Consider the following 17,483-nt stretch of genomic DNA (forward strand, 5'->3'; position numbering starts at 1 on the left):
GATCCTTTTTTTGTAAAATAGAAAAGCCAGTGCGACCCGGTAAATCCGGGAACACACTGGCTGTATCTGACTCGATTGAGCTACACGCCGAACGAAACGAATTTGGTTTCCAAATATTCGTCCAAGCCGAAATGGCCGCCTTCGCGCCCGATGCCGCTTTCCTTGAAGCCGCCAAACGGCGCTTGGGTTTGGGTCGGGGAGCCGTCATTGATGCCGACGATCCCGTATTCGAGCTGCTCGGCCATCTGGAAGCAGCGGGCATTGTCGCGCGTATACACATACGCTGCCAAGCCGTAGCGCGTATCGTTCGCCAGCTTCACGACTTCTTTCTCGTCGCTGAAGCGGATGAGCGGCACTACCGGTCCGAACGTTTCTTCGTAGGCGATCTTCATGTCGCCGGTTACATCCGTGATGACGGTTGGCTCGCAATAGAAGCCTTTGGCATAGTCGCCATCTACAAGGCGATTGCCGCCCGCAGCCACCACGCCGCCTTTCGCTTTCGCATCCTCGATATGCTCCAGCACTTTCGCCAGCGCGCGCTCGTTGACCAATGGACCGATCTCGGTATCTTTCAAACGGCCGTCGCCGACTTTCGTTTTTTTCAATCGTTCGACCAATTTTTCCGTGAATGCGTCCGCTACGCCTTCCTGAACATACAGACGGTTGGTGCAGATGCACATTTGGCCGGAGTTGCGGAATTTGCTTTCAAACAAGCCTTCGACCGCCGCATCCAGATCGGCGTCATCGAACACGATGAACGGCGCATGACCGCCCAGTTCCATGCTGACGCGCTTGACCTGTTTCGCAGCGCCTTCCATCAACAGCTTGCCGACGCGGGTCGAGCCGGTGAAGCCGATTTTGCCAAGCTTCGGATTATCGATGAATTCCTGGCCGATTGCTTCCGGTTTGCCGATGACGAGGTTGACGACGCCTTTCGGGAAGCCGGCTTGCTCGATCAGCTCAAACAGGCGGATTGCAGACAGCGGTGTGCTTTCCGCTGGTTTCAGGACAACCGTGCAGCCTGCTGCCAATGCCGGTGCGATCTTACGCGCAACCATGTTCACCGGGAAATTCCACGGTGTGATCGCGCCGACGACGCCGACTGGCTGGCGGAGCACCATGATGCGTTTGTTCGGCACGGAGGACGGAATCGTTTCGCCGTACACGCGCTTCGCTTCCTCTGCATACCACATGAAGTTGTCCGCAGCGCCCAGCACCTCGCCTTTTGCTTCGCGCAGCGGTTTGCCCATTTCCGCGGAAATGATGCCGGCCAGCTCATCGCGGCTGTTGCGCACGAGTTCATAGAGATTGTAGAGATATTTGGAGCGTTCTCTCGCTGTGAGGCGCGACCAGCTGGCAAATGCTGCATGTGCCGCATCGATCGCTTTTGCGGCATCGCGGTTGTCGCCGAATGTGACGACGCCGACGGTTTCGCCTGTTGCCGGATTGGTGACGGAAAGGGTTTCGCCGCTTTCAGCTGCAACCCATTCTCCATTGATATACATTTGTTTTACCTGATCCACTAGAATCGCTCCTTTCGATTTACGCTGCTCGTTTTCGCTGCCCGCTTTTTAATAGATGGGCTTTAATGCCTCAAACGGATTTTTGCAATGGCGGCAGTACAGGATGCTGCGGCAGGCTGCCGGCCCGAAAAGATTTTCTATTTTCGTGTATGGCGAATCGCAGTACGGACAAGTGACTTCCCACGGATCGCCCTCTTTGTAGTCGAGCGGGGGAGGCGCGATGCCGAAGCTGCGCAGCTTCCCTCTGCCTTCTATGGATATCCGATCTGACGTCCATTGCGGATCATAGACAAACCGGACATGAACCTCCTTGACTCCTTCAACAGGACCCAGGGCGTCCTCTATGTTTTTCTTCATGATTTCCAGTGCGGGACAGCCGACAAAAGTAGGCAAAACCTCCACGACGACGACGCCGTCATTCGCGCTGACCTTGTGGATCATGCCCATCTCCACCATGCTGATCGCGGGAATTTCCGGATCTTTCACCTCTTCCAGAAGCCTCCAGCACGCATTCTCCAACATAGCTGCCGTTTCGTATGCCATTTTACGGCTCACCTCCCTTTACCAATTGGCCACTGGATCGATACGATACACTTCCGATAATGTTTGCAAAGCTTGAGCCAAATCGGCGGTATGCTCGCCGCCGCGTCCGTTTTGCTGCGGCACACCCGGCTCGCCCGGCGCCGCGATGCCGATCTGTGCGAAAGCCGCTGCCGCCTGCGCCAGCCACCCTTTGCGCAGCGTCGCTTCATCAGCCAAAAGCCCGAAGCGCACGATGTCATCCGCACTTGGCCCGAGGCTGCTCAGCTCGCCCGCGTCCGCCCACACGCTCGCGATTGCCGCTTCCAGCTTCTCGCGCGCCTCCGGTGTGCTGTTGGCCAGCTGCTTCATCCATACTTGCCAGTGCATCAGATGGTAGCGGTGCTCCGTCTTCATCTTCCGGCTGGCATGCACGAGCGGCACGTAGGACGATTTCGCCAGCGCATCGAGGCGCGCCTGCTTGAACAGCCCGTACACATAGCTGCGCACGATCGCGTATGCCCAGTCATAGTGCGGCTCCGCCAAATAATCGCCCGTGCCGTTTTTGCGCTCGGCCAAAATCGCGTTGCGGAATGCCTCCGGCCCGCGCAGCTGGGCCAAATCATCCGCTTTGCCCATGCCCAGCTCCTCGAGCATCTCGTAAAACATCACCGCATGGCCCATCATGTCCTGCGACATGGAGGAAAAGGCCACATCTTCTTCTATATGCGGCGCAAGTCCAAGCCATTCCGAGCCCCGGTACGCCAAAATGAAATCATCGTCTGCCAATTGAAACAAAAGCTCCGTCAGCGCTTTTGCGTAGTCGGGATTTTGTTTTGCTTGTTCGACCGTTTCCACCAATGAGTAAGCGTTCATCATCCCTGCCCCCTTAGCTGCCGCTTTCCGCATTTTTCATGCGTTTTTCGTACTCTTCTTTATGGGCGCGCCATCTGGATTGCAAATCGCCGTAGCCCTTTGTTTCCCGATAGCTCTTGTTGTCCAGCCGCTGCAAAAGCGGACGCTCCTCCACCGGCAGGACGTGAATGTCCTCGCGCTGCACCACCCACAGGTTGATGCACGGCTCCCGCCGCAAAAAGTTTTCCCGCGCCATCGTCATCGCGACTTCCTTGTTCGGTGCAAGCAAACTGAATTGGTGAACAAATGAGGAAGTGGGATTCTTCTGACTAAATACTTCAAAAATCAAGAACGACTCGTTCGGATTCACCTGGTTGCTCATTGTTCTTCACCTACCCTGCGACGCGGCCGTATGCCAGGATGGCATCCCGCACCCATTTTGATTCCTCATAGGACATCTCCCGCAAGCGCAGACGCTGGCTGGAGCGAGGTCCGTTCCCTTTGACGATCTGCTTGAATTCATTCCAGTCAGGCTGCTGATACACCCACTTGTTCGCCGCTTCATCAAAATGAATCGTCTCATCCGGCAGCGTCAAGCCAAGGTGGAAAATCCGCGGCACATATTTGCTCAAGAAAGCCTGGCGCAGCTCTTCATTCGTCTGCGTTCTGATTTTGTAGCGCATGTTCAGCTGCTGGTTGCTGGTAATCTGCCCGTCTTCAGGCGGTCCGAAAAACATCAGCAGCGATGGCCACCAGCGGGTGACGGCGTCCTGCAGCATCTGCTTTTGCGCAGCCGTTCCTTCCGCCAGTTCGAGCACGATGCTCTCGCCGTGCTGCGCGTGGAATTTTTCCTCCGCACAGATGCGGTGCAGCGCCCGCGCGTACGGGGCATAGGACGAATCGAGCGACATCGTTTGCGTGATGATCGCCGCTCCGTCAACCAGCCAGCCGATTACGCCCGCGTCGGCCCACGTCGGCGCTTCCATATGGAACACGTTGTGGAATTTCAGTCTTCCGGTAAACAGGTCGTTCAGCAAGTCTTCGCGATTTTTGCCCAAAGGCGCCATCAAATCTTCCGCTACGCGCAGCAGGAGCTGCCCGTGTCCCATCTCATCCTGCACCTTGGCCATGATCGCCAGCTTGCGGCGCAGCGTCGGCGCTTTTGGCACCCATTCCTTTTCCGGAAGCGCTCCCATAATTTCGCTGATGCCATGCATGGAGATCAGCTTGATCAGCTGATTGCGGTAATCGTCCGGCATCCAGTCGTCCGCCTCGATCTTTTCACCGCGATCGATCCGGGCTAAAAACGCTTCCATTTTTTCATTGTCCGTCAGTTCCCTCATGTCTGTCTGGATCTGCATGCTCCTGCCCCCTTTGATACGATTTATGTTATGGTATTATTATAATACGTTTCTGTAACGTAATAATAACATAACGTTATATAAAATCGCAATAGGCGGTCATTTGCTTCATTTTGGGCTGATTTTACCGTGTGGATGCGAAACAGGATGAATCTTGTTCGCGCGAAAAAAGCTCCAGACACATGCTTCATGCAGGCATGGTCGGAGCTTTCTCTTCTCTGTGATTCAAATGGCTTATTGCTCGGGCGCGACTTCGTAAGCATCTTCAAAAAAGCGGACCGCACCTGGATTCAGCAAGGCATAGTAATCTTGGAACAGCTGGTCTGCCTCTTTGCCGAGCCACAGCTCGGGCACCAGCTCTTGCGGCAAGTCCGGGTCGATGAACAAAAATTTGCGGTATTCATGGACGAGCTTGGTCTTTTCCACGAAGCAGTAGCTGTCCGCGACGTCCTTGTTTTGGCGCAAATCTTCCGCCATCTGCTCGTACTGCGGGCGATAGACATCGATGAAGCTTTTGTAGGCGTCATTGATCTCATCGAGGTTCCAGCACTTTTTCACCAGTTCCTTCGGATTGCTCCAGCCCAGATGCTCGGCGTAAAAAATTTCCACATGGTCCTTGATGTCATAGGACTCGGTAAGCTCCTTCACGCGATCGGCCAGATTGTTCGGGCTGATCCACGTGCTGGTCGTGAGCATGCCGAAGCCCATCCACGACAATTCTTTGCGCAGCTGGTCGCGCAGAGCCCGGCGCTCCTCCGGAATATTGTAGCTGGCGATGCACCAGCGGCCGTCCCAGTCGGCCGCTTCCACTTTATAAATACGGGCGGCGGCTTCTTCAAGCCGGTTTTTCCCCCGTGCTGACATCGAATAATAGCTGCGGTTGCCCACTTTGCGCGAATCCAGCCAGCCCTGGCGGAGCATGCGCGAAATCGCCGCGCGGACAGCCGGCTCCGACAGTCCGAATTCACCCATCAGCTTGGTCAGGCTGCCGATCCAGATTTCACTTCCGTAATGTCTGACATACTCACCGTAGATGGTGAACAACATGGATTGCGGTTTCATGGTACATTTACCCCCAGATCGATTCACACGAATTCGCAATTGAGTGAAATCGCTCCAGCTCATATGATGCGAAAGATATGTGACGTATTTCGTACGTCATTATAATGAAGCCAGCCAGCCTAAGTCAATTTGTTTTGACGGTTGGACAAGGATTTGTCACTCTCCTGTGCTACCGCGTTGCTTCGACCTGCTTTTGCAAGTCCTGGATGCGCCGCTTCATGTCTTCCTTTTTGAACAGCGCTTGGGTAAAGGAGCCGTAGCCGACGCGGCCCAGCGCAGTATGGGCCGTCACTTCGCAGACGACGCGGGTGTCGGTCACCTCCGTGCAGACCGCGCGGAAAACGACCTCCTGACCGATCACCGCCGGGCCGACATGCTTGATCTCGACCGCGAAGCCGCAGCCTTCCTCGTCTTCTTCCAAAAACGGCAAAATCACGGCGCGCCCTGCCTTTTCCATATGGTAGATCATGCTGACCGTCGAGAGGACCGGATGAATCACTTCTCCATCAAAGGCGGCAAGCATCGCTTCCGTCACGGTGATCCGCACGGTCGCTTCCACCCCTGGCAAAAGTCCGTTTTTCAAGGCTTGGCGCCCCCTTCCCTACACCCGTTCGATCAATGTCGCGATTCCCTGACCAACGCCGATGCACATTGCCGCCACGCCATAGCGCGCGCCACGGCGCTCCATCTCATACAGCAGAGTCGTCAAAATCCGCGCCCCGCTCGCGCCAAGCGGATGGCCGATCGCGATCGCGCCGCCATTGACATTGACCCGCTCCGGATCGATGCCAAGCTCGCGCACGCTGGCAACCGACTGGGACGCAAACGCCTCGTTGATTTCGAACAAATCGATGTCGGCCACGGTCAGCCCTGCCTGCTTCAGCAGCTTGCGAATGGCTGGAACCGGACCGATTCCCATCACGGATGGATCGACGCCTGCCACGGCGGATGCCACGATGCGCGCGCGCGGTTTCAGGCCCGCCTGTTCCGCTGTCTCCTGCTCCATGACCAAAAGCGCGCACGCGCCGTCATTGATCCCGGAAGAGTTGCCCGCCGTCACGCTGCCGTCCGCTTTAAACGCGGGCTTCAGCTTTTGCAGTTGCTCGAGCGTGGTCTGCGGACGCGGATGCTCGTCGTGCTCGAAAAGCGTAACCTCGCCCTTTTTGCCGCGCAGCTCGACCGGCACGATCTCGGACGCGAACAGGCCAGCCGCTTGCGCACGAGCGTATTTTTGCTGGCTTTCCAGCGCGAACAAATCTTGCATCTCGCGGGTGATCCCGTACTGCTCTGCCACATTTTCCGCCGTCTCGCCCAAGCTGATGGCAGGATACATCGCATCCAGCTTTTCATTGACCATGCGCCAGCCCAATGTCGTGTCGTACAGCGGCTGATTGCCGCGTGCAAACGCCGCTCCCGGCTTCATCATCACGAGCGGCGCGCGCGTCATGCTCTCGGTGCCCCCCGCGATGTACACCTTGCCTGCGCCCGCTTTGATCGCGTTGGCGCTCTGGTTCACCGCTTCCAGCCCCGAGCCGCACAGCCGGTTCACCGTCACGCCCGGCACATCCACCGGCAGCCCCGCCAAAAGGGATGCCATCCGCGCCACATTGCGGTTATCTTCCCCCGCCTGGTTGGCACAGCCCATGATTACATCGTCAATCAAAAGCGGATCGATCGCGTTGCGTTCCAGCAGCTTGGCGATCACATGCGCGGCCAGATCGTCCGGACGCACATCTTTCAACGCACCTCCGTGCCGCCCGATCGGCGTGCGCACCGCATCAACAATAACAGCTGTCTTCATCTCCTGCTCCCTCCATCTATCGCCACGATGCGTTTGGGCCCGTCTCTGGCCGCAGCATGTGGGCAAATCATGCTTTTCTTTTCGTTGGCTTGTTATGATTCCGGCATCGCTTCGACCAGTGTGGCGAGTCCCTGTCCACCGCCGATGCACAAGGTGACAATGCCGTAGCGCTGCTTGCGGCGCCGCAATTCATACAGGATCGTGCCCAACAGCCGCGCCCCGCTGAAGCCGAGCGGATGGCCGAGCGCGATCGCTCCGCCGTTGACATTGGTTTTTTCCGGATCGAGCCCCAGCTCGCGGATGCAGGCGAGCGACTGCGACGCGAACGCTTCGTTCAGCTCAAACAGATCGATTTCCTCCACGCTCATCCCGACCTCTGCCAGCAGCTTGCGAACCGCAGCGACCGGCCCGATGCCCATCACGCGCGGATCGACGCCTGCGCCAACAAAATGGATGACCCGTCCCAACGGCTTGGCATCGTATTTTTGCACCGCATCGCCGCTCATCAAAACGAGCGCTGCCGCTGCATCATTGATGCCCGACGAATTGCCTGCGGTGACCGTGCCGTTTTTACGGAAAGCCGGCTTCAGTTTGCCCAAGCTCTCCATCGACGTATCGCGGCGCGGGAATTCATCTGTATCGAACAAGATGGTTTCGCCTTTTTTCCCCGGGATGTGAACCGGCACGATCTCGTCCTTGAACCGGCCTGCATCGATGGCTGCGATCGCGCGGCGGTGGCTTTCCACCGCGAATCGATCCTGCTCCTCCCGGCTGATCCCGAACTGCTCCGCGACGTTTTCCGCCGTGTCGCCCATCGTCAGCTCGCCGTAAATCGCGACCGGAGCGGAACGCGGTCCGCCGAACGATTCCATCAGCGTCTGGCCGCCGCGCTGAAACGGCTGCTCGAATTTTTCCATGATATAAGGCGCACGGGTCAAGTTTTCCACGCCGCCTGCCAGCATCACCTCGGCATGCCCGGCCTGGATCGATTGCGCCGCCAGATTGACGGCCTCCAAACCGGATGCGCAAACCCGGTTGACGGTCAAGCCCGGCACGCTTTCCGGCAAACCGGCCTTGAGCAAGCCTACGCGTGCAATATTAATGAAAGGCCCTGCCGACACGACATTGCCCATGATGACGCCATCCACTTCATTGCCTGGCACATGCGTCCGCTTCAAAGCCGCATCAAGCACGATCGCGCTAAGCTCATCGTTGGCCACGTGCTTCAGGCTGCCACCCAGCTTGCCGATCGGCGTGCGAACCGCCGCTGCGACATATACGTCTTTTCTTGCGTACGTCATGTTGCGTCACCCTCATTCTCATAAACATAAAAGCCCCGTCCGCTGCGCTTCCCCACTCGGCCGGCCAATACCAGCTTGCGCAAAAGCGGCGCCGGACGATATCGCTCTTCGGCCAAATCGCGGTGCAGGCCGCGAACGATCGCATACACTTCGTCCAGTCCGATCCGGTCGGCCCATTCCAGCGGCCCGTACGGATAGTTCACGCCTTTTTTCATCGCGGTATCGATGTCGGCTGCGGTCGCCGCCTTTTCCATCAGGGCGAACGCCGCCTCGTTGATGATCAAGGACAGGATGCGCGGAAACACAAGTCCCACTTCATCGTCCACAATCTCGGTCTCTTTGCCGAGCGACTGGAAAAACGTCACGGTTTGCGAAAGAATCGGTTCCTCCGTCTGCAAAGCTGGCGCGATTTCAAACAGCTCGCGTTCGGCAAGCGGCAGCAAGGTGCCGAAACCGCAGACGCGTTCCGGATGCGCAGTCCACGCCGCCACCTCTGTCGCCGTAATGGCAAGCGATGTCGCCACGATCGGCACATAGGCAGGCAGCAGTTGATCCAGCTCGCGGACGCGCTCCTTTTTGGCAGCGAGATCGCCATTGGTCACTTCCAGCGCCAATCCGACCTCGCTTGCCTCCGCTTCTTCAACCGACACGACACGATACCCGTGCGCGGTGATCAATTGCTCCAGCTCGGGATACAGCGGTCCCTCACCCGCGAGCAAAATCGCTTTACTTGTTGTAGTCATAGAAACCTTCACCCGTCTTTCTGCCCAAGCTGCCCGCCTGCACCATCCGCTGCTGAATCCGGCTCGGCTTGAATCGTCCTTCCTGGAAAAAGTCGCTGTACACCGACTCGGTCGTAGCAAAATTGATGTCGATGCCGATCATGTCCTGCAGCTCAAACGGCCCCATCTTGAAGCCGCCCGCCCGCTTCATGATCCGGTCGATTTTGGCCACGTCCGCGACGCCGTCGCCTAAAATGCGCAGCGCTTCATTATAATAAGGACGCGCAATCCGGTTGACGATAAAGCCAGGCGTGTCCGTCACCAGCACCGGCACCTTCCCGAGCGCCTCGGCAAAGCGATAGGCACGCTGCACTTCCTCCTCGCCCGACTTCATCCCGCGAATGACCTCGACCAGCGGCATGACCGGAGCCGGATTGAAAAAGTGGAAGCCGAGAATCCGTTCGGGATGCGGCAGCCCGCCGGCGATTTCGGTTATCGAAATCGAGGACGTATTGCTCAAAAGCAGCGCGTCGCTTCTGCAAAGCTGCGCGAGCGACGTAAAGATCGACTTTTTCAAGTCCAGCCGTTCAGGGACAGCCTCGATGACGACATCGCAATCGCCAAGCCGCTCCATCGCAGATACGGGCGTGATCCGCTTTTGCGTCTCCTCTTTTTGTGCTTCCGTAATTTTCCCTTTGGCCACATCCCGCTCCAGCGTGGACGTGAAATACGCATTCGCTTTATCCAAAACAGCCTGATTGGCATCAAGCAAAAGCACCTGATAGCCGCGGCGGGAACAAACGAGGGCAATGCCTGCCCCCATCGTTCCGGCGCCAATCACGCCGACTGTCGTAATTTCCATTGTGGCAACCTCCTTTGGCAGCTACTGCCCGGTGAAGAAAGGCGCGCGCTTTTCGATGAACGCGGTGACCCCTTCCTTGTGATCCGCTGTCTTGCCTGCGATCTCCTGGGCATAGGCCTCGTATTCCAGCGTCTGTTCCAAATCCATCTGCAAGCCTTTGTACATGGTGCGCTTGATCAGCCCGATGGCTTTGGTTGGCAAGCTCGCCAGCTTGCGCGCATAGGCCAGCGCCTGTTCTGCAAAATCTTCGGCAGGGAGCACCTGGTTGACCAGGCCGATGCGGTACGCCTCATCCGCCGTGATTTTTTCTCCCAGCATCGCCAGTTCAAGCGCCTTGCCCAGCCCGACGATGCGCGGCAAAAAGTAGCACCCGCCGGAATCCGGGACGAGCCCGATGTTGACGAATGCGTTGACCAGCGAGGCTTTCGCGGAGATGACGCGCAGGTCGCACGCCAAGGCGACGCTCATCCCCGCGCCTGCCGCAACCCCGTTGATCGCGGCGACGATCGGCTTTTCCGTCTTTTGGAACTGCAGCACCATCGGATTGTAGCGCTCGCGCAAAAATCCGCCGAAATCGACCTCCTGGCCGATGACATCGCCCAAGTCCTGGCCTGCGTTGAATGCGCGGCCCGCTCCGGTGAACAGGATGCAGCGGACCTCCTCGTCTTTTTGCGCTTGCTTGAGCGCTTCGATGATCTCCTTGTGCATCCGCTCGGTGAATGCGTTGAATTTATCTGGGCGGTTCATCGTGATGACGGCGACGCGATCGGTCACTTCATACGTAATCGTCTCAAACATGACTGCCTCCTATCTCCCGGTAAAATGGGGTTTGCGCTTTTCCAAAAACGCCTTCATCCCTTCCTGCCGATCCTCGCTTGCGAGCAGCAGATAGAAGGCGTTGCGTTCATAATCCATGCCTTCATCAAGCGGCAAATCGTCCGCCTTGTGCACCGTTTTTTTGATCACCTGCACAGCGAGCGGCGGCTGCGCGGCAATCCGTTTGGCCAGCTGCACCGCTTCCTTTCGGTACATTTCCACCGGCACCACCTTGTTGACCAGTCCGTAGCGCAGCGCTTCATCCGCTTTGATCGGCTCGCCGGTCAAAAGCATCTCCATCGCCTTGCGCAAGCCGACCGCGCGGGTCAGCCGCTGTGTGCCACCCGCTCCCGGCATGACGCCGAGCTTGATTTCCGGCTGGCCGATGACCGCGGTTTCCGAAGCGACGATCAAGTCGCAGTTCATCATCAACTCGCAGCCGCCGCCGAGCACGAACCCGCTGACCGCACCGATGATCGGCTTGGAGATCAGACGCATCCGGTCCCATACAGCGAACTGGTCTTTTTGCATGATGGAGATGGCTGATTCTTCTGCCATTTCGTTGATGTCGGCGCCTGCTGCAAACGCACGGTCATTCCCCGTCAGGACGATGACGCGAATCGCCGGATCGCGGTCGAGCCTCTCCAGCTCCGCCACCAGTTCGTCGACAAGCGCCAGATTGAGCGCATTCAATACCTTCGGCCGATTGAGCGCGACGATGCCGATCGCATCCTCGATTGAGACCGTGATGAATTCATAGGCCATGCTCGTTTTCACACCTTTCTCCTTTAAGCCCTAACGATCAGATGGCTTGCGGCTTGTTCCGATTGTCGACGATGCGAATCGCTTTTCCTTCACTGCGCAAAAGCGAATTCGGCGCGAGTACGCGCAGCACAACGGAAACGCCCAGCGTATTTTTGATCATATGGCCGATCTCTTTCACCAATGCCGACTGGCTGGCGGTGCTGTCTTGTTCGGCAAGCTGTTTGGCGTATTCCGGCGTCAGCTCGCAATGCACTTCGAAACGGTCGAGTGCGCCGTCGCGTTCGATCACGACCTGATAGTGCGGCGCCAGCTGCTTGAAGGTAAGCAGCACGGATTCGATTTCGGTCGGGAATACGTTGACGCCGCGGATGATCAGCATATCGTCGACGCGGCCTTTGATCCGCGACATCCGCATGGTTGTCCGCCCGCACTTGCAGGGCTCGGGATTCAGGGACGCGATATCGCCTGTGCGGTACCGGATGACCGGGAACGCTTCCTTCGTGAGCGAGGTGAATACCAGCTCGCCTTCCTCTCCGTACGGCAGCACCTCGCCTGTTTTCGGATCGATGATTTCGGCAAGGAAATGATCTTCAGCGATGTGCAGGCCATCCTGCGCCTCATGACACTCGATCGATACGCCTGGTCCCATGACCTCGCTCAATCCGTAAATGTCGACCGCTTTAATATCCAGCTCATCTTCGAGCTGCTTGCGCATTTCCTCCGACCACGGCTCGGCGCCGAAAATGCCGTACTTGATGCTTGTTTCACGCGGGTTGATGCCCATTTTTTTCATTTCTTCGACGATATTCAAAATGTAAGAAGGCGTTCCTGCCAATCCGCGCGGCTGGAAGTCCTGAATCAATGTGATTTGGCGGGATGTATTGCCGCCGGACACCGGTACGGCGATGGCGCCCAGATGCTCGATGCCGTAATGAATGCCGAGTCCGCCAGTAAACAAGCCGTAGCCATACGCGTTGTGGAACACGTCCCCAGGCTGTCCACCCGCACTGCAGATGGCGCGAGCGACGATCTCCGACCAGTTTTCAATGTCTTTTTTGGTGTAGCCGACGACCGTAGGCTTGCCCTTCGTGCCGGATGAGCCGTGAATGCGCACCACATCCTTCATGTCGACGGCAAACAGGTTGAACGGATAATTTTCACGCAAGTCCGTCTTTTTCATGAACGGAAGACGGCGAAGGTCATCCAGCGATTTGATGTCGTCCGGCCCTACCCCTGCTTGATCAAACGAGTTTCGATGAAAAGCCACGCGCTCGTATGCACGCTTCACCGTCGATTGCAGACGTTCCAGCTGCACAGCCTCCATGTCTTGACGTGACAGCGTTTCCATTTCCTTGTTGAAAATCATTCCATACTCCCCCTGTCTTTTGGTCTTTTCCGGGATGCCGGCTATTCGCCGCGATAGACTGGCTTTCGTTTTTCACGGAACGCTTCCAATGCTTCAAGCCTGTCTTTTGTCGGAATAATTACCTCGTAACACATCGTTTCGATATCCAAACCGGTCTGCAAATCGACGCTCGCGCCCCGGTCAATCGCCGCTTTCGCCTGATAAACCGCCAGCGGCGCATTCGCCAAAATCTCGTCTGCCAGCGAGTTCGCCATCTGTACAAGCTGCTCGGTGCTGTCCGCTACCCCGTTCACGAAGCCGATGGCAAACGCTTCGTCGGCCGTGATCCGGCGTGCGGTCAAAATCAATTCTTTTGCCTTGGACGGGCCGATCAAGCGAGTCAAGCGCTGTGTGCCGCCTGCGCCTGGGATAATGCCGAGGCTCACCTCGGTCAAGCCCATCTTCGCCTCGCGCAAAGCAAAGCGGAAATCGCAAGCGAGCGCCAATTCGAAGCCCCCGCCAAAAGCAAACCCATTGATCAACGCGATTGTCGGCTGCGGCAGCCGCTCCAACGCTGAGAAAACATCGCGAATTTTGCGAACGTTGCGGCGAACCTGCTGCTCGGTCAGCGTGCGGCGTTCTTTCAGGTCCGCTCCGGCGCAAAATGCCCGTCCTTCCGCTTGCAGCAATACTGCGCGCACCTCTTTGCTCGACAGGCGCAGCTCTTCGACGATCGCGCCCAAGCGCTCCAGCGTCTCGTAGTTAAGCGCATTCAATTCATCGGGACGTGCCAGCGTAATGATGCCGAGATGCCCCTTGATTTCCAAACGTACGGTCTCTTGATTGCTGATGCTCATCGTCCACCCTCCCAGACTCCACACTTTGCTTCTCTTGTCTATTACGCTTCCTTCTCTTGCTTCGGCTTCACCCGCGCATACGTGCCGGTGGCGAAGGCGACCAGCTGACCGTCGCAGAAAACGCGCGCTTCCATCACAATGATGCTTTTGCCACTTTTCAGAACCTTTGATTCTGCTGTCAGCATGCTGCCTTTTGCCATGGACAGATACTGGATTTTGCTTTCCACAGTCACGCACTGCTGCACGCCATCCACGTGCGGCGCGGCTCCGTGTCCCATCGCGACATCTGCCAGCGTGGCCGTCACGCCGCCATGCACGACATGTTCGATGCTGTTGCACAGCTCCGGCCTGATTTGCAGCGCCACTTTTGCCCCGTGATCATCCCGATGCAGCACCTCGATGCCGAGATAGTGATTGAATCGATTGTTGCTGACGTTTGCCATGATAAGCCTCCCCGATGACCTGCCGAGAGATCGATGATGATAGAACTGAAAAAAGAATGGAAAAGGATACTGCCGCGTTACTCGCCGAACCCCTTTTCCATTTTGTATGATGCATCTACTCCGCTTCTTCCGGAAGCGAAACGAAATACTCGTTTTTGCGGTATGCGAGCGCGTCAAGCGTAGCCACCAGCTCGCCGTCGCTCTCCACGCGGATGCGGTACCAGGCTGTCCGGTTGTTGCGCTTCTCCTCGGTCGCCGTGGCGACGAGGCGGTTGCCTTTTAATGCCGCAGCCAAAAACCCGATGTTCATGGATAAAGCGACAGACGTTTTGCCATAAGAATTGCACGCAGCTGCAAACACGAAATCAGCCAGCGAGAAAATAACGGCGCCATGCGCGGTTCCGTGGGCATTCAGCATGTGGTCGCCGACGACCAGCTCGGCGGTCGCCGTCCCCTCGCCAAGCTCGATCAGCTTGATCCCGAGAAATTGCCCGAACGTGTCCTGTGCCAGCTTGGCGCAAATTTCATCGTAATGCTTGCGGTGCAGCTCGCGCTCGTCAGGATACTGTTTCCTGCTCATGCTTACACCACGTCGGCGAAATGCATGGACACCACTTTGCCTGCGAAGCCCATCAGGTCTTTGCCGGCTGCGCGGCCTTCCGGAGATGACAACGCTTCCATCAGTGCGTCTCTAGTTTCAAAATACATTTCTGCGATCAGGTGCAGATTGCTTTCGCCTGCTGGAGAGCCGTAAATTTTGCTCACTTCCATTTTGATCAGGCCAGGCATTTTTTCCGCAAGCGGAGCATGTACTTCAAAGTAATGACGATCGAATGCTTCTACATCTTCCGGCTTTTTGTATACGGCCACTAATTTCACCATAATACTTTCATCCTCCCTAAACAATGTTATGTGTATGGAAACTAAATATGTGACGAAACATTTATATAACGTTATTTTAACGCACGTTATAGTTTTTATTATATTAACTCGTTTGAAGAGGCGTCAAGGGATTTTTGTCAGCCCACATTTTGGGCGGTCCCTGCAAACCTGCCTCGGTGATCGCTTTTTCTGCGCAAAAAAGCTGCCTTGCGTTGACGGCAAGACAGCTTCTTTGCTTTTCCTTGTTCAATATTCGATGATATTTACGATGATTACGAACACCGCTCCGCTGACGACCCATCGTGAAAACCGCCCGCTGAGCCGTTCGCCTGTTTATCGTTTCGCCAGGTCGTCCGCGTTCAATGCGCACAGCGCGTATGTTTGGATCGCGATGGCCATGACTTTTTCGTCGATGTCGAATTTTTCGTTGTGGTGGCCGGCAGCCAGCGTCGTCCCGAACATGAGATAGGAGGCCAGTCCGCCGTTGTCCTGAACTCGCTGCAGCATGTAGGTGGCATCCTCGGAGCCACCGGCTTCGACGGTATCATGCACGGCATGAACGTCTTCCACCTGCTCGGCCTGTGCCCGGATATAGGGGATGAGTGTCTCACTGGAATCGCAGCTGTTCGCCATGCCCACAATTTCGATGTGCTCCTGGGCCTCGTGCATGATGGCAGCCCACCATGCCGGTTTGTTATGGTGACCTCCTTACGATTTTCAATCTTCACTCACACTCTATCATAGCGCTGATCGATTCGTTGCGGTTATTCAAATTGTTCTGATTCGTCACAACCTGCTGTGCAAACTGTGGACAACTCTTTGGATAAACGCCAAAAAGGATGCCGGCAAAATGCCGACACCCCTTGTTATTCCTTGAAAACTGGATACGCAGGTATGCTTGTGGATTAATTGTGGATAAGCCCTCGACCGATTAGTATTCGTCAGCTCCATGCGTTACCGCACTTCCACACCGAACCTATCAACCTCATCGTCTATGAGGGGTCTTACCAGATTGACTCTGTGGGAAATCTCATCTCAAGGGGGGCTTCACGCTTAGATGCTTTCAGCGCTTATCCCGTCCATACATAGCTACCCAGCTGTGCTCCTGGCGGAACAACTGGTGCACCAGCGGTATGTCCACCCCGGTCCTCTCGTACTAAGGGCAGCTCCTTTCAAATTTCCTACGCCCGCGACAGATAGGGACCGAACTGTCTCACGACGTTCTGAACCCAGCTCGCGTACCGCTTTAATGGGCGAACAGCCCAACCCTTGGGACCTACTTCAGCCCCAGGATGCGATGAGCCGACATCGAGGTGCCAAACCTCCCCGTCGATGTGGACTCTTGGGGGAGATAAGCCTGTTATCCCCAGGGTAGCTTTTATCCGTTGAGCGATGGCCCTTCCATGCGGAACCACCGGATCACTAAGCCCGACTTTCGTCCCTGCTCGACTTGTAGGTCTCGCAGTCAAGCTCCCTTGTGCCTTTACACTCTACGAATGATTTCCGACCATTCTGAGGGAACCTTTGGGCGCCTCCGTTACTTTTTAGGAGGCGACCGCCCCAGTCAAACTGCCCACCTGGCATGGTCCTCGCACCCGATAAGGGTGCCGAGTTAGAAACTCCGTACATCAAGGGTGGTATCCCACCGACAGCTCCACAGAGGCTGGCGCCCCTGCTTCTCAGCTTCCCACCTATCCTGTACATGATGCACAAAGTTCCAATACCAGGCTACAGTAAAGCTCCATGGGGTCTTTCCGTCTTGTCGCGGGTAACCTGCATCTTCACAGGTATTATGATTTCACCGGGTCTCTTGCCGAGACAGCGCCCAAGTCGTTACGCCTTTCGTGCGGGTCGGAACTTACCCGACAAGGAATTTCGCTACCTTAGGACCGTTATAGTTACGGCCGCCGTTTACTGGGGCTTCGGTTCAAAGCTTCGCTTGCGCTAACCCATCCCCTTAACCTTCCAGCACCGGGCAGGCGTCAGCCCCTATACTTCGCCTTGCGGCTTCGCAGAGACCTGTGTTTTTGCTAAACAGTCGCTTGGGCCTTTTCACTGCGGCCCCCTCGGGCTTTAACACCCTACCGAGGCGCCCCTTCTCCCGAAGTTACGGGGCCATTTTGCCGAGTTCCTTAGCAAGAGTTATCCCGCGCACCTTAGGATTCTCTCCTCGCCTACCTGTGTCGGTTTGCGGTACGGGCACCAGATTGCTCACTAGACGCTTTTCTTGGCAGTGTGAAATCAGGGACTTCGGTACTAACATTTCCCTCGCCATCACAGCTTACCCTTATGATGTGCGGATTTGCCTACACATCAGGCTTACTGCTTAGGCGGCCATCCAATAGGCCGCTCACCCTATCCTCCTGCGT

19 protein-coding genes and 1 rRNA gene (1 of these 20 running past the window's edge) are annotated in these 17,483 nt (G+C 56.5%); all 20 read right to left on the reverse strand.

Annotated elements, in window-relative coordinates:
• Positions 1-80: 80 nt before the first annotated feature.
• Positions 81-1,523 carry an NAD-dependent succinate-semialdehyde dehydrogenase gene (locus ACTID9_RS23440; protein ID WP_441067267.1) on the reverse strand — a complete coding sequence of 481 codons (1,443 nt, stop codon included), beginning with the start codon at positions 1,521-1,523 and terminating at the stop codon, positions 81-83.
• A 48-nt stretch (positions 1,524-1,571) separates the two neighbouring features.
• On the reverse strand, positions 1,572-2,066 hold the full coding sequence (gene paaD / locus ACTID9_RS23445; protein ID WP_441067268.1) for a 1,2-phenylacetyl-CoA epoxidase subunit PaaD: 495 nt from the start codon (positions 2,064-2,066) through the stop codon (positions 1,572-1,574).
• 18 nt (positions 2,067-2,084) lie between these two features.
• Positions 2,085-2,918 (reverse strand): 1,2-phenylacetyl-CoA epoxidase subunit PaaC, encoded by an 834-nt coding sequence (paaC, locus tag ACTID9_RS23450; protein ID WP_441072717.1) that lies wholly within the window; start codon positions 2,916-2,918, stop codon positions 2,085-2,087.
• Positions 2,919-2,931: 13 nt separating this feature from the next.
• The gene (paaB, locus tag ACTID9_RS23455) at positions 2,932-3,279 is read right to left on the reverse strand and encodes a 1,2-phenylacetyl-CoA epoxidase subunit PaaB (protein WP_441067269.1); all 348 of its coding nucleotides are present in this window, start codon (positions 3,277-3,279) and stop codon (positions 2,932-2,934) included.
• A 10-nt stretch (positions 3,280-3,289) separates the two neighbouring features.
• Complete coding sequence (gene paaA, locus ACTID9_RS23460) at positions 3,290-4,258, reverse strand: 1,2-phenylacetyl-CoA epoxidase subunit PaaA (RefSeq protein WP_441067270.1); 969 nt, start codon at positions 4,256-4,258, stop codon at positions 3,290-3,292.
• A gap of 234 nt (positions 4,259-4,492) precedes the next feature.
• A complete protein-coding gene (paaX, locus tag ACTID9_RS23465; RefSeq protein WP_441067271.1) occupies positions 4,493-5,320 on the reverse strand; it encodes a phenylacetic acid degradation operon negative regulatory protein PaaX in 828 nt (275 codons plus the stop codon).
• A 169-nt stretch (positions 5,321-5,489) separates the two neighbouring features.
• Positions 5,490-5,903, reverse strand: coding sequence for a thioesterase family protein (locus ACTID9_RS23470; protein WP_441067272.1), 414 nt, complete (start codon positions 5,901-5,903; stop codon positions 5,490-5,492).
• Between the two features lie 18 nt (positions 5,904-5,921).
• The gene (locus ACTID9_RS23475; protein WP_441067273.1) at positions 5,922-7,121 is read right to left on the reverse strand and encodes a thiolase family protein; all 1,200 of its coding nucleotides are present in this window, start codon (positions 7,119-7,121) and stop codon (positions 5,922-5,924) included.
• A gap of 92 nt (positions 7,122-7,213) precedes the next feature.
• Positions 7,214-8,422, reverse strand: coding sequence for a thiolase family protein (locus ACTID9_RS23480; protein ID WP_441067274.1), 1,209 nt, complete (start codon positions 8,420-8,422; stop codon positions 7,214-7,216).
• On the reverse strand, positions 8,419-9,165 hold the full coding sequence (locus ACTID9_RS23485; protein WP_441067275.1) for a 3-hydroxyacyl-CoA dehydrogenase family protein: 747 nt from the start codon (positions 9,163-9,165) through the stop codon (positions 8,419-8,421). The genes ACTID9_RS23480 and ACTID9_RS23485 overlap by 4 nt, the downstream gene beginning before the upstream one ends.
• Positions 9,149-10,006 carry a 3-hydroxyacyl-CoA dehydrogenase family protein gene (locus ACTID9_RS23490; protein ID WP_441067276.1) on the reverse strand — a complete coding sequence of 286 codons (858 nt, stop codon included), beginning with the start codon at positions 10,004-10,006 and terminating at the stop codon, positions 9,149-9,151. Before ACTID9_RS23490 ends, ACTID9_RS23485 begins: the two co-directional genes overlap by 17 nt.
• 21 nt (positions 10,007-10,027) lie before the next feature.
• Positions 10,028-10,804: an enoyl-CoA hydratase-related protein gene (locus ACTID9_RS23495; RefSeq protein ID WP_441067277.1), complete on the reverse strand. Its 777-nt coding sequence runs from the start codon at positions 10,802-10,804 to the stop codon at positions 10,028-10,030.
• Positions 10,805-10,813: 9 nt separating this feature from the next.
• A complete protein-coding gene (locus tag ACTID9_RS23500; RefSeq protein WP_441072719.1) occupies positions 10,814-11,587 on the reverse strand; it encodes an enoyl-CoA hydratase-related protein in 774 nt (257 codons plus the stop codon).
• A 37-nt stretch (positions 11,588-11,624) separates the two neighbouring features.
• A complete protein-coding gene (gene paaK, locus ACTID9_RS23505) occupies positions 11,625-12,953 on the reverse strand; it encodes a phenylacetate--CoA ligase PaaK (protein ID WP_441067278.1) in 1,329 nt (442 codons plus the stop codon).
• 41 nt (positions 12,954-12,994) lie between these two features.
• Positions 12,995-13,789 (reverse strand): enoyl-CoA hydratase-related protein, encoded by a 795-nt coding sequence (locus tag ACTID9_RS23510; protein WP_441067279.1) that lies wholly within the window; start codon positions 13,787-13,789, stop codon positions 12,995-12,997.
• Positions 13,790-13,830: 41 nt separating this feature from the next.
• Complete coding sequence (locus ACTID9_RS23515; RefSeq protein ID WP_122918307.1) at positions 13,831-14,232, reverse strand: PaaI family thioesterase; 402 nt, start codon at positions 14,230-14,232, stop codon at positions 13,831-13,833.
• Between the two features lie 115 nt (positions 14,233-14,347).
• Complete coding sequence (locus ACTID9_RS23520; RefSeq protein ID WP_441067280.1) at positions 14,348-14,812, reverse strand: PaaI family thioesterase; 465 nt, start codon at positions 14,810-14,812, stop codon at positions 14,348-14,350.
• A gap of 2 nt (positions 14,813-14,814) precedes the next feature.
• On the reverse strand, positions 14,815-15,114 hold the full coding sequence (locus tag ACTID9_RS23525) for an EthD family reductase (protein WP_441067281.1): 300 nt from the start codon (positions 15,112-15,114) through the stop codon (positions 14,815-14,817).
• Between the two features lie 333 nt (positions 15,115-15,447).
• A complete protein-coding gene (locus tag ACTID9_RS23530) occupies positions 15,448-15,783 on the reverse strand; it encodes a M20/M25/M40 family metallo-hydrolase (protein WP_441067282.1) in 336 nt (111 codons plus the stop codon).
• A 242-nt stretch (positions 15,784-16,025) separates the two neighbouring features.
• Positions 16,026-17,483: ribosomal RNA gene (locus tag ACTID9_RS23535) — 23S ribosomal RNA — on the reverse strand (it continues 1,471 nt past the right edge of the window).

The sequence above is a fragment of the Brevibacillus fluminis genome, assembly GCF_052072235.1.
Classification (GTDB): domain Bacteria; phylum Bacillota; class Bacilli; order Brevibacillales; family Brevibacillaceae; genus Brevibacillus_D; species Brevibacillus_D fluminis_A.

What these genes read in the sequence shown, in the direction of transcription:
- paaD (WP_441067268.1), bottom strand. Translation starts at nt 2,066, where the DNA reads ATGGCATACGAAACGGCAGCTATGTTGGAGAATGCGTGCTGGAGGCTT.
- paaC (WP_441072717.1), bottom strand. Translation starts at nt 2,918, where the DNA reads ATGAACGCTTACTCATTGGTGGAAACGGTCGAACAAGCAAAACAAAAT.
- paaB (WP_441067269.1), bottom strand. Translation starts at nt 3,279, where the DNA reads ATGAGCAACCAGGTGAATCCGAACGAGTCGTTCTTGATTTTTGAAGTA.
- paaA (WP_441067270.1), bottom strand. Translation starts at nt 4,258, where the DNA reads ATGCAGATCCAGACAGACATGAGGGAACTGACGGACAATGAAAAAATG.
- paaX (WP_441067271.1), bottom strand. Translation starts at nt 5,320, where the DNA reads ATGAAACCGCAATCCATGTTGTTCACCATCTACGGTGAGTATGTCAGA.
- ACTID9_RS23475 (WP_441067273.1), bottom strand. Translation starts at nt 7,121, where the DNA reads ATGAAGACAGCTGTTATTGTTGATGCGGTGCGCACGCCGATCGGGCGG.
- ACTID9_RS23480 (WP_441067274.1), bottom strand. Translation starts at nt 8,422, where the DNA reads ATGACGTACGCAAGAAAAGACGTATATGTCGCAGCGGCGGTTCGCACG.
- ACTID9_RS23485 (WP_441067275.1), bottom strand. Translation starts at nt 9,165, where the DNA reads ATGACTACAACAAGTAAAGCGATTTTGCTCGCGGGTGAGGGACCGCTG.
- ACTID9_RS23490 (WP_441067276.1), bottom strand. Translation starts at nt 10,006, where the DNA reads ATGGAAATTACGACAGTCGGCGTGATTGGCGCCGGAACGATGGGGGCA.
- ACTID9_RS23495 (WP_441067277.1), bottom strand. Translation starts at nt 10,804, where the DNA reads ATGTTTGAGACGATTACGTATGAAGTGACCGATCGCGTCGCCGTCATC.
- ACTID9_RS23500 (WP_441072719.1), bottom strand. Translation starts at nt 11,587, where the DNA reads ATGGCCTATGAATTCATCACGGTCTCAATCGAGGATGCGATCGGCATC.
- paaK (WP_441067278.1), bottom strand. Translation starts at nt 12,953, where the DNA reads ATGATTTTCAACAAGGAAATGGAAACGCTGTCACGTCAAGACATGGAG.
- ACTID9_RS23510 (WP_441067279.1), bottom strand. Translation starts at nt 13,789, where the DNA reads ATGAGCATCAGCAATCAAGAGACCGTACGTTTGGAAATCAAGGGGCAT.
- ACTID9_RS23515 (WP_122918307.1), bottom strand. Translation starts at nt 14,232, where the DNA reads ATGGCAAACGTCAGCAACAATCGATTCAATCACTATCTCGGCATCGAG.
- ACTID9_RS23520 (WP_441067280.1), bottom strand. Translation starts at nt 14,812, where the DNA reads ATGAGCAGGAAACAGTATCCTGACGAGCGCGAGCTGCACCGCAAGCAT.
- ACTID9_RS23525 (WP_441067281.1), bottom strand. Translation starts at nt 15,114, where the DNA reads ATGGTGAAATTAGTGGCCGTATACAAAAAGCCGGAAGATGTAGAAGCA.
- ACTID9_RS23530 (WP_441067282.1), bottom strand. Translation starts at nt 15,783, where the DNA reads ATGCACGAGGCCCAGGAGCACATCGAAATTGTGGGCATGGCGAACAGC.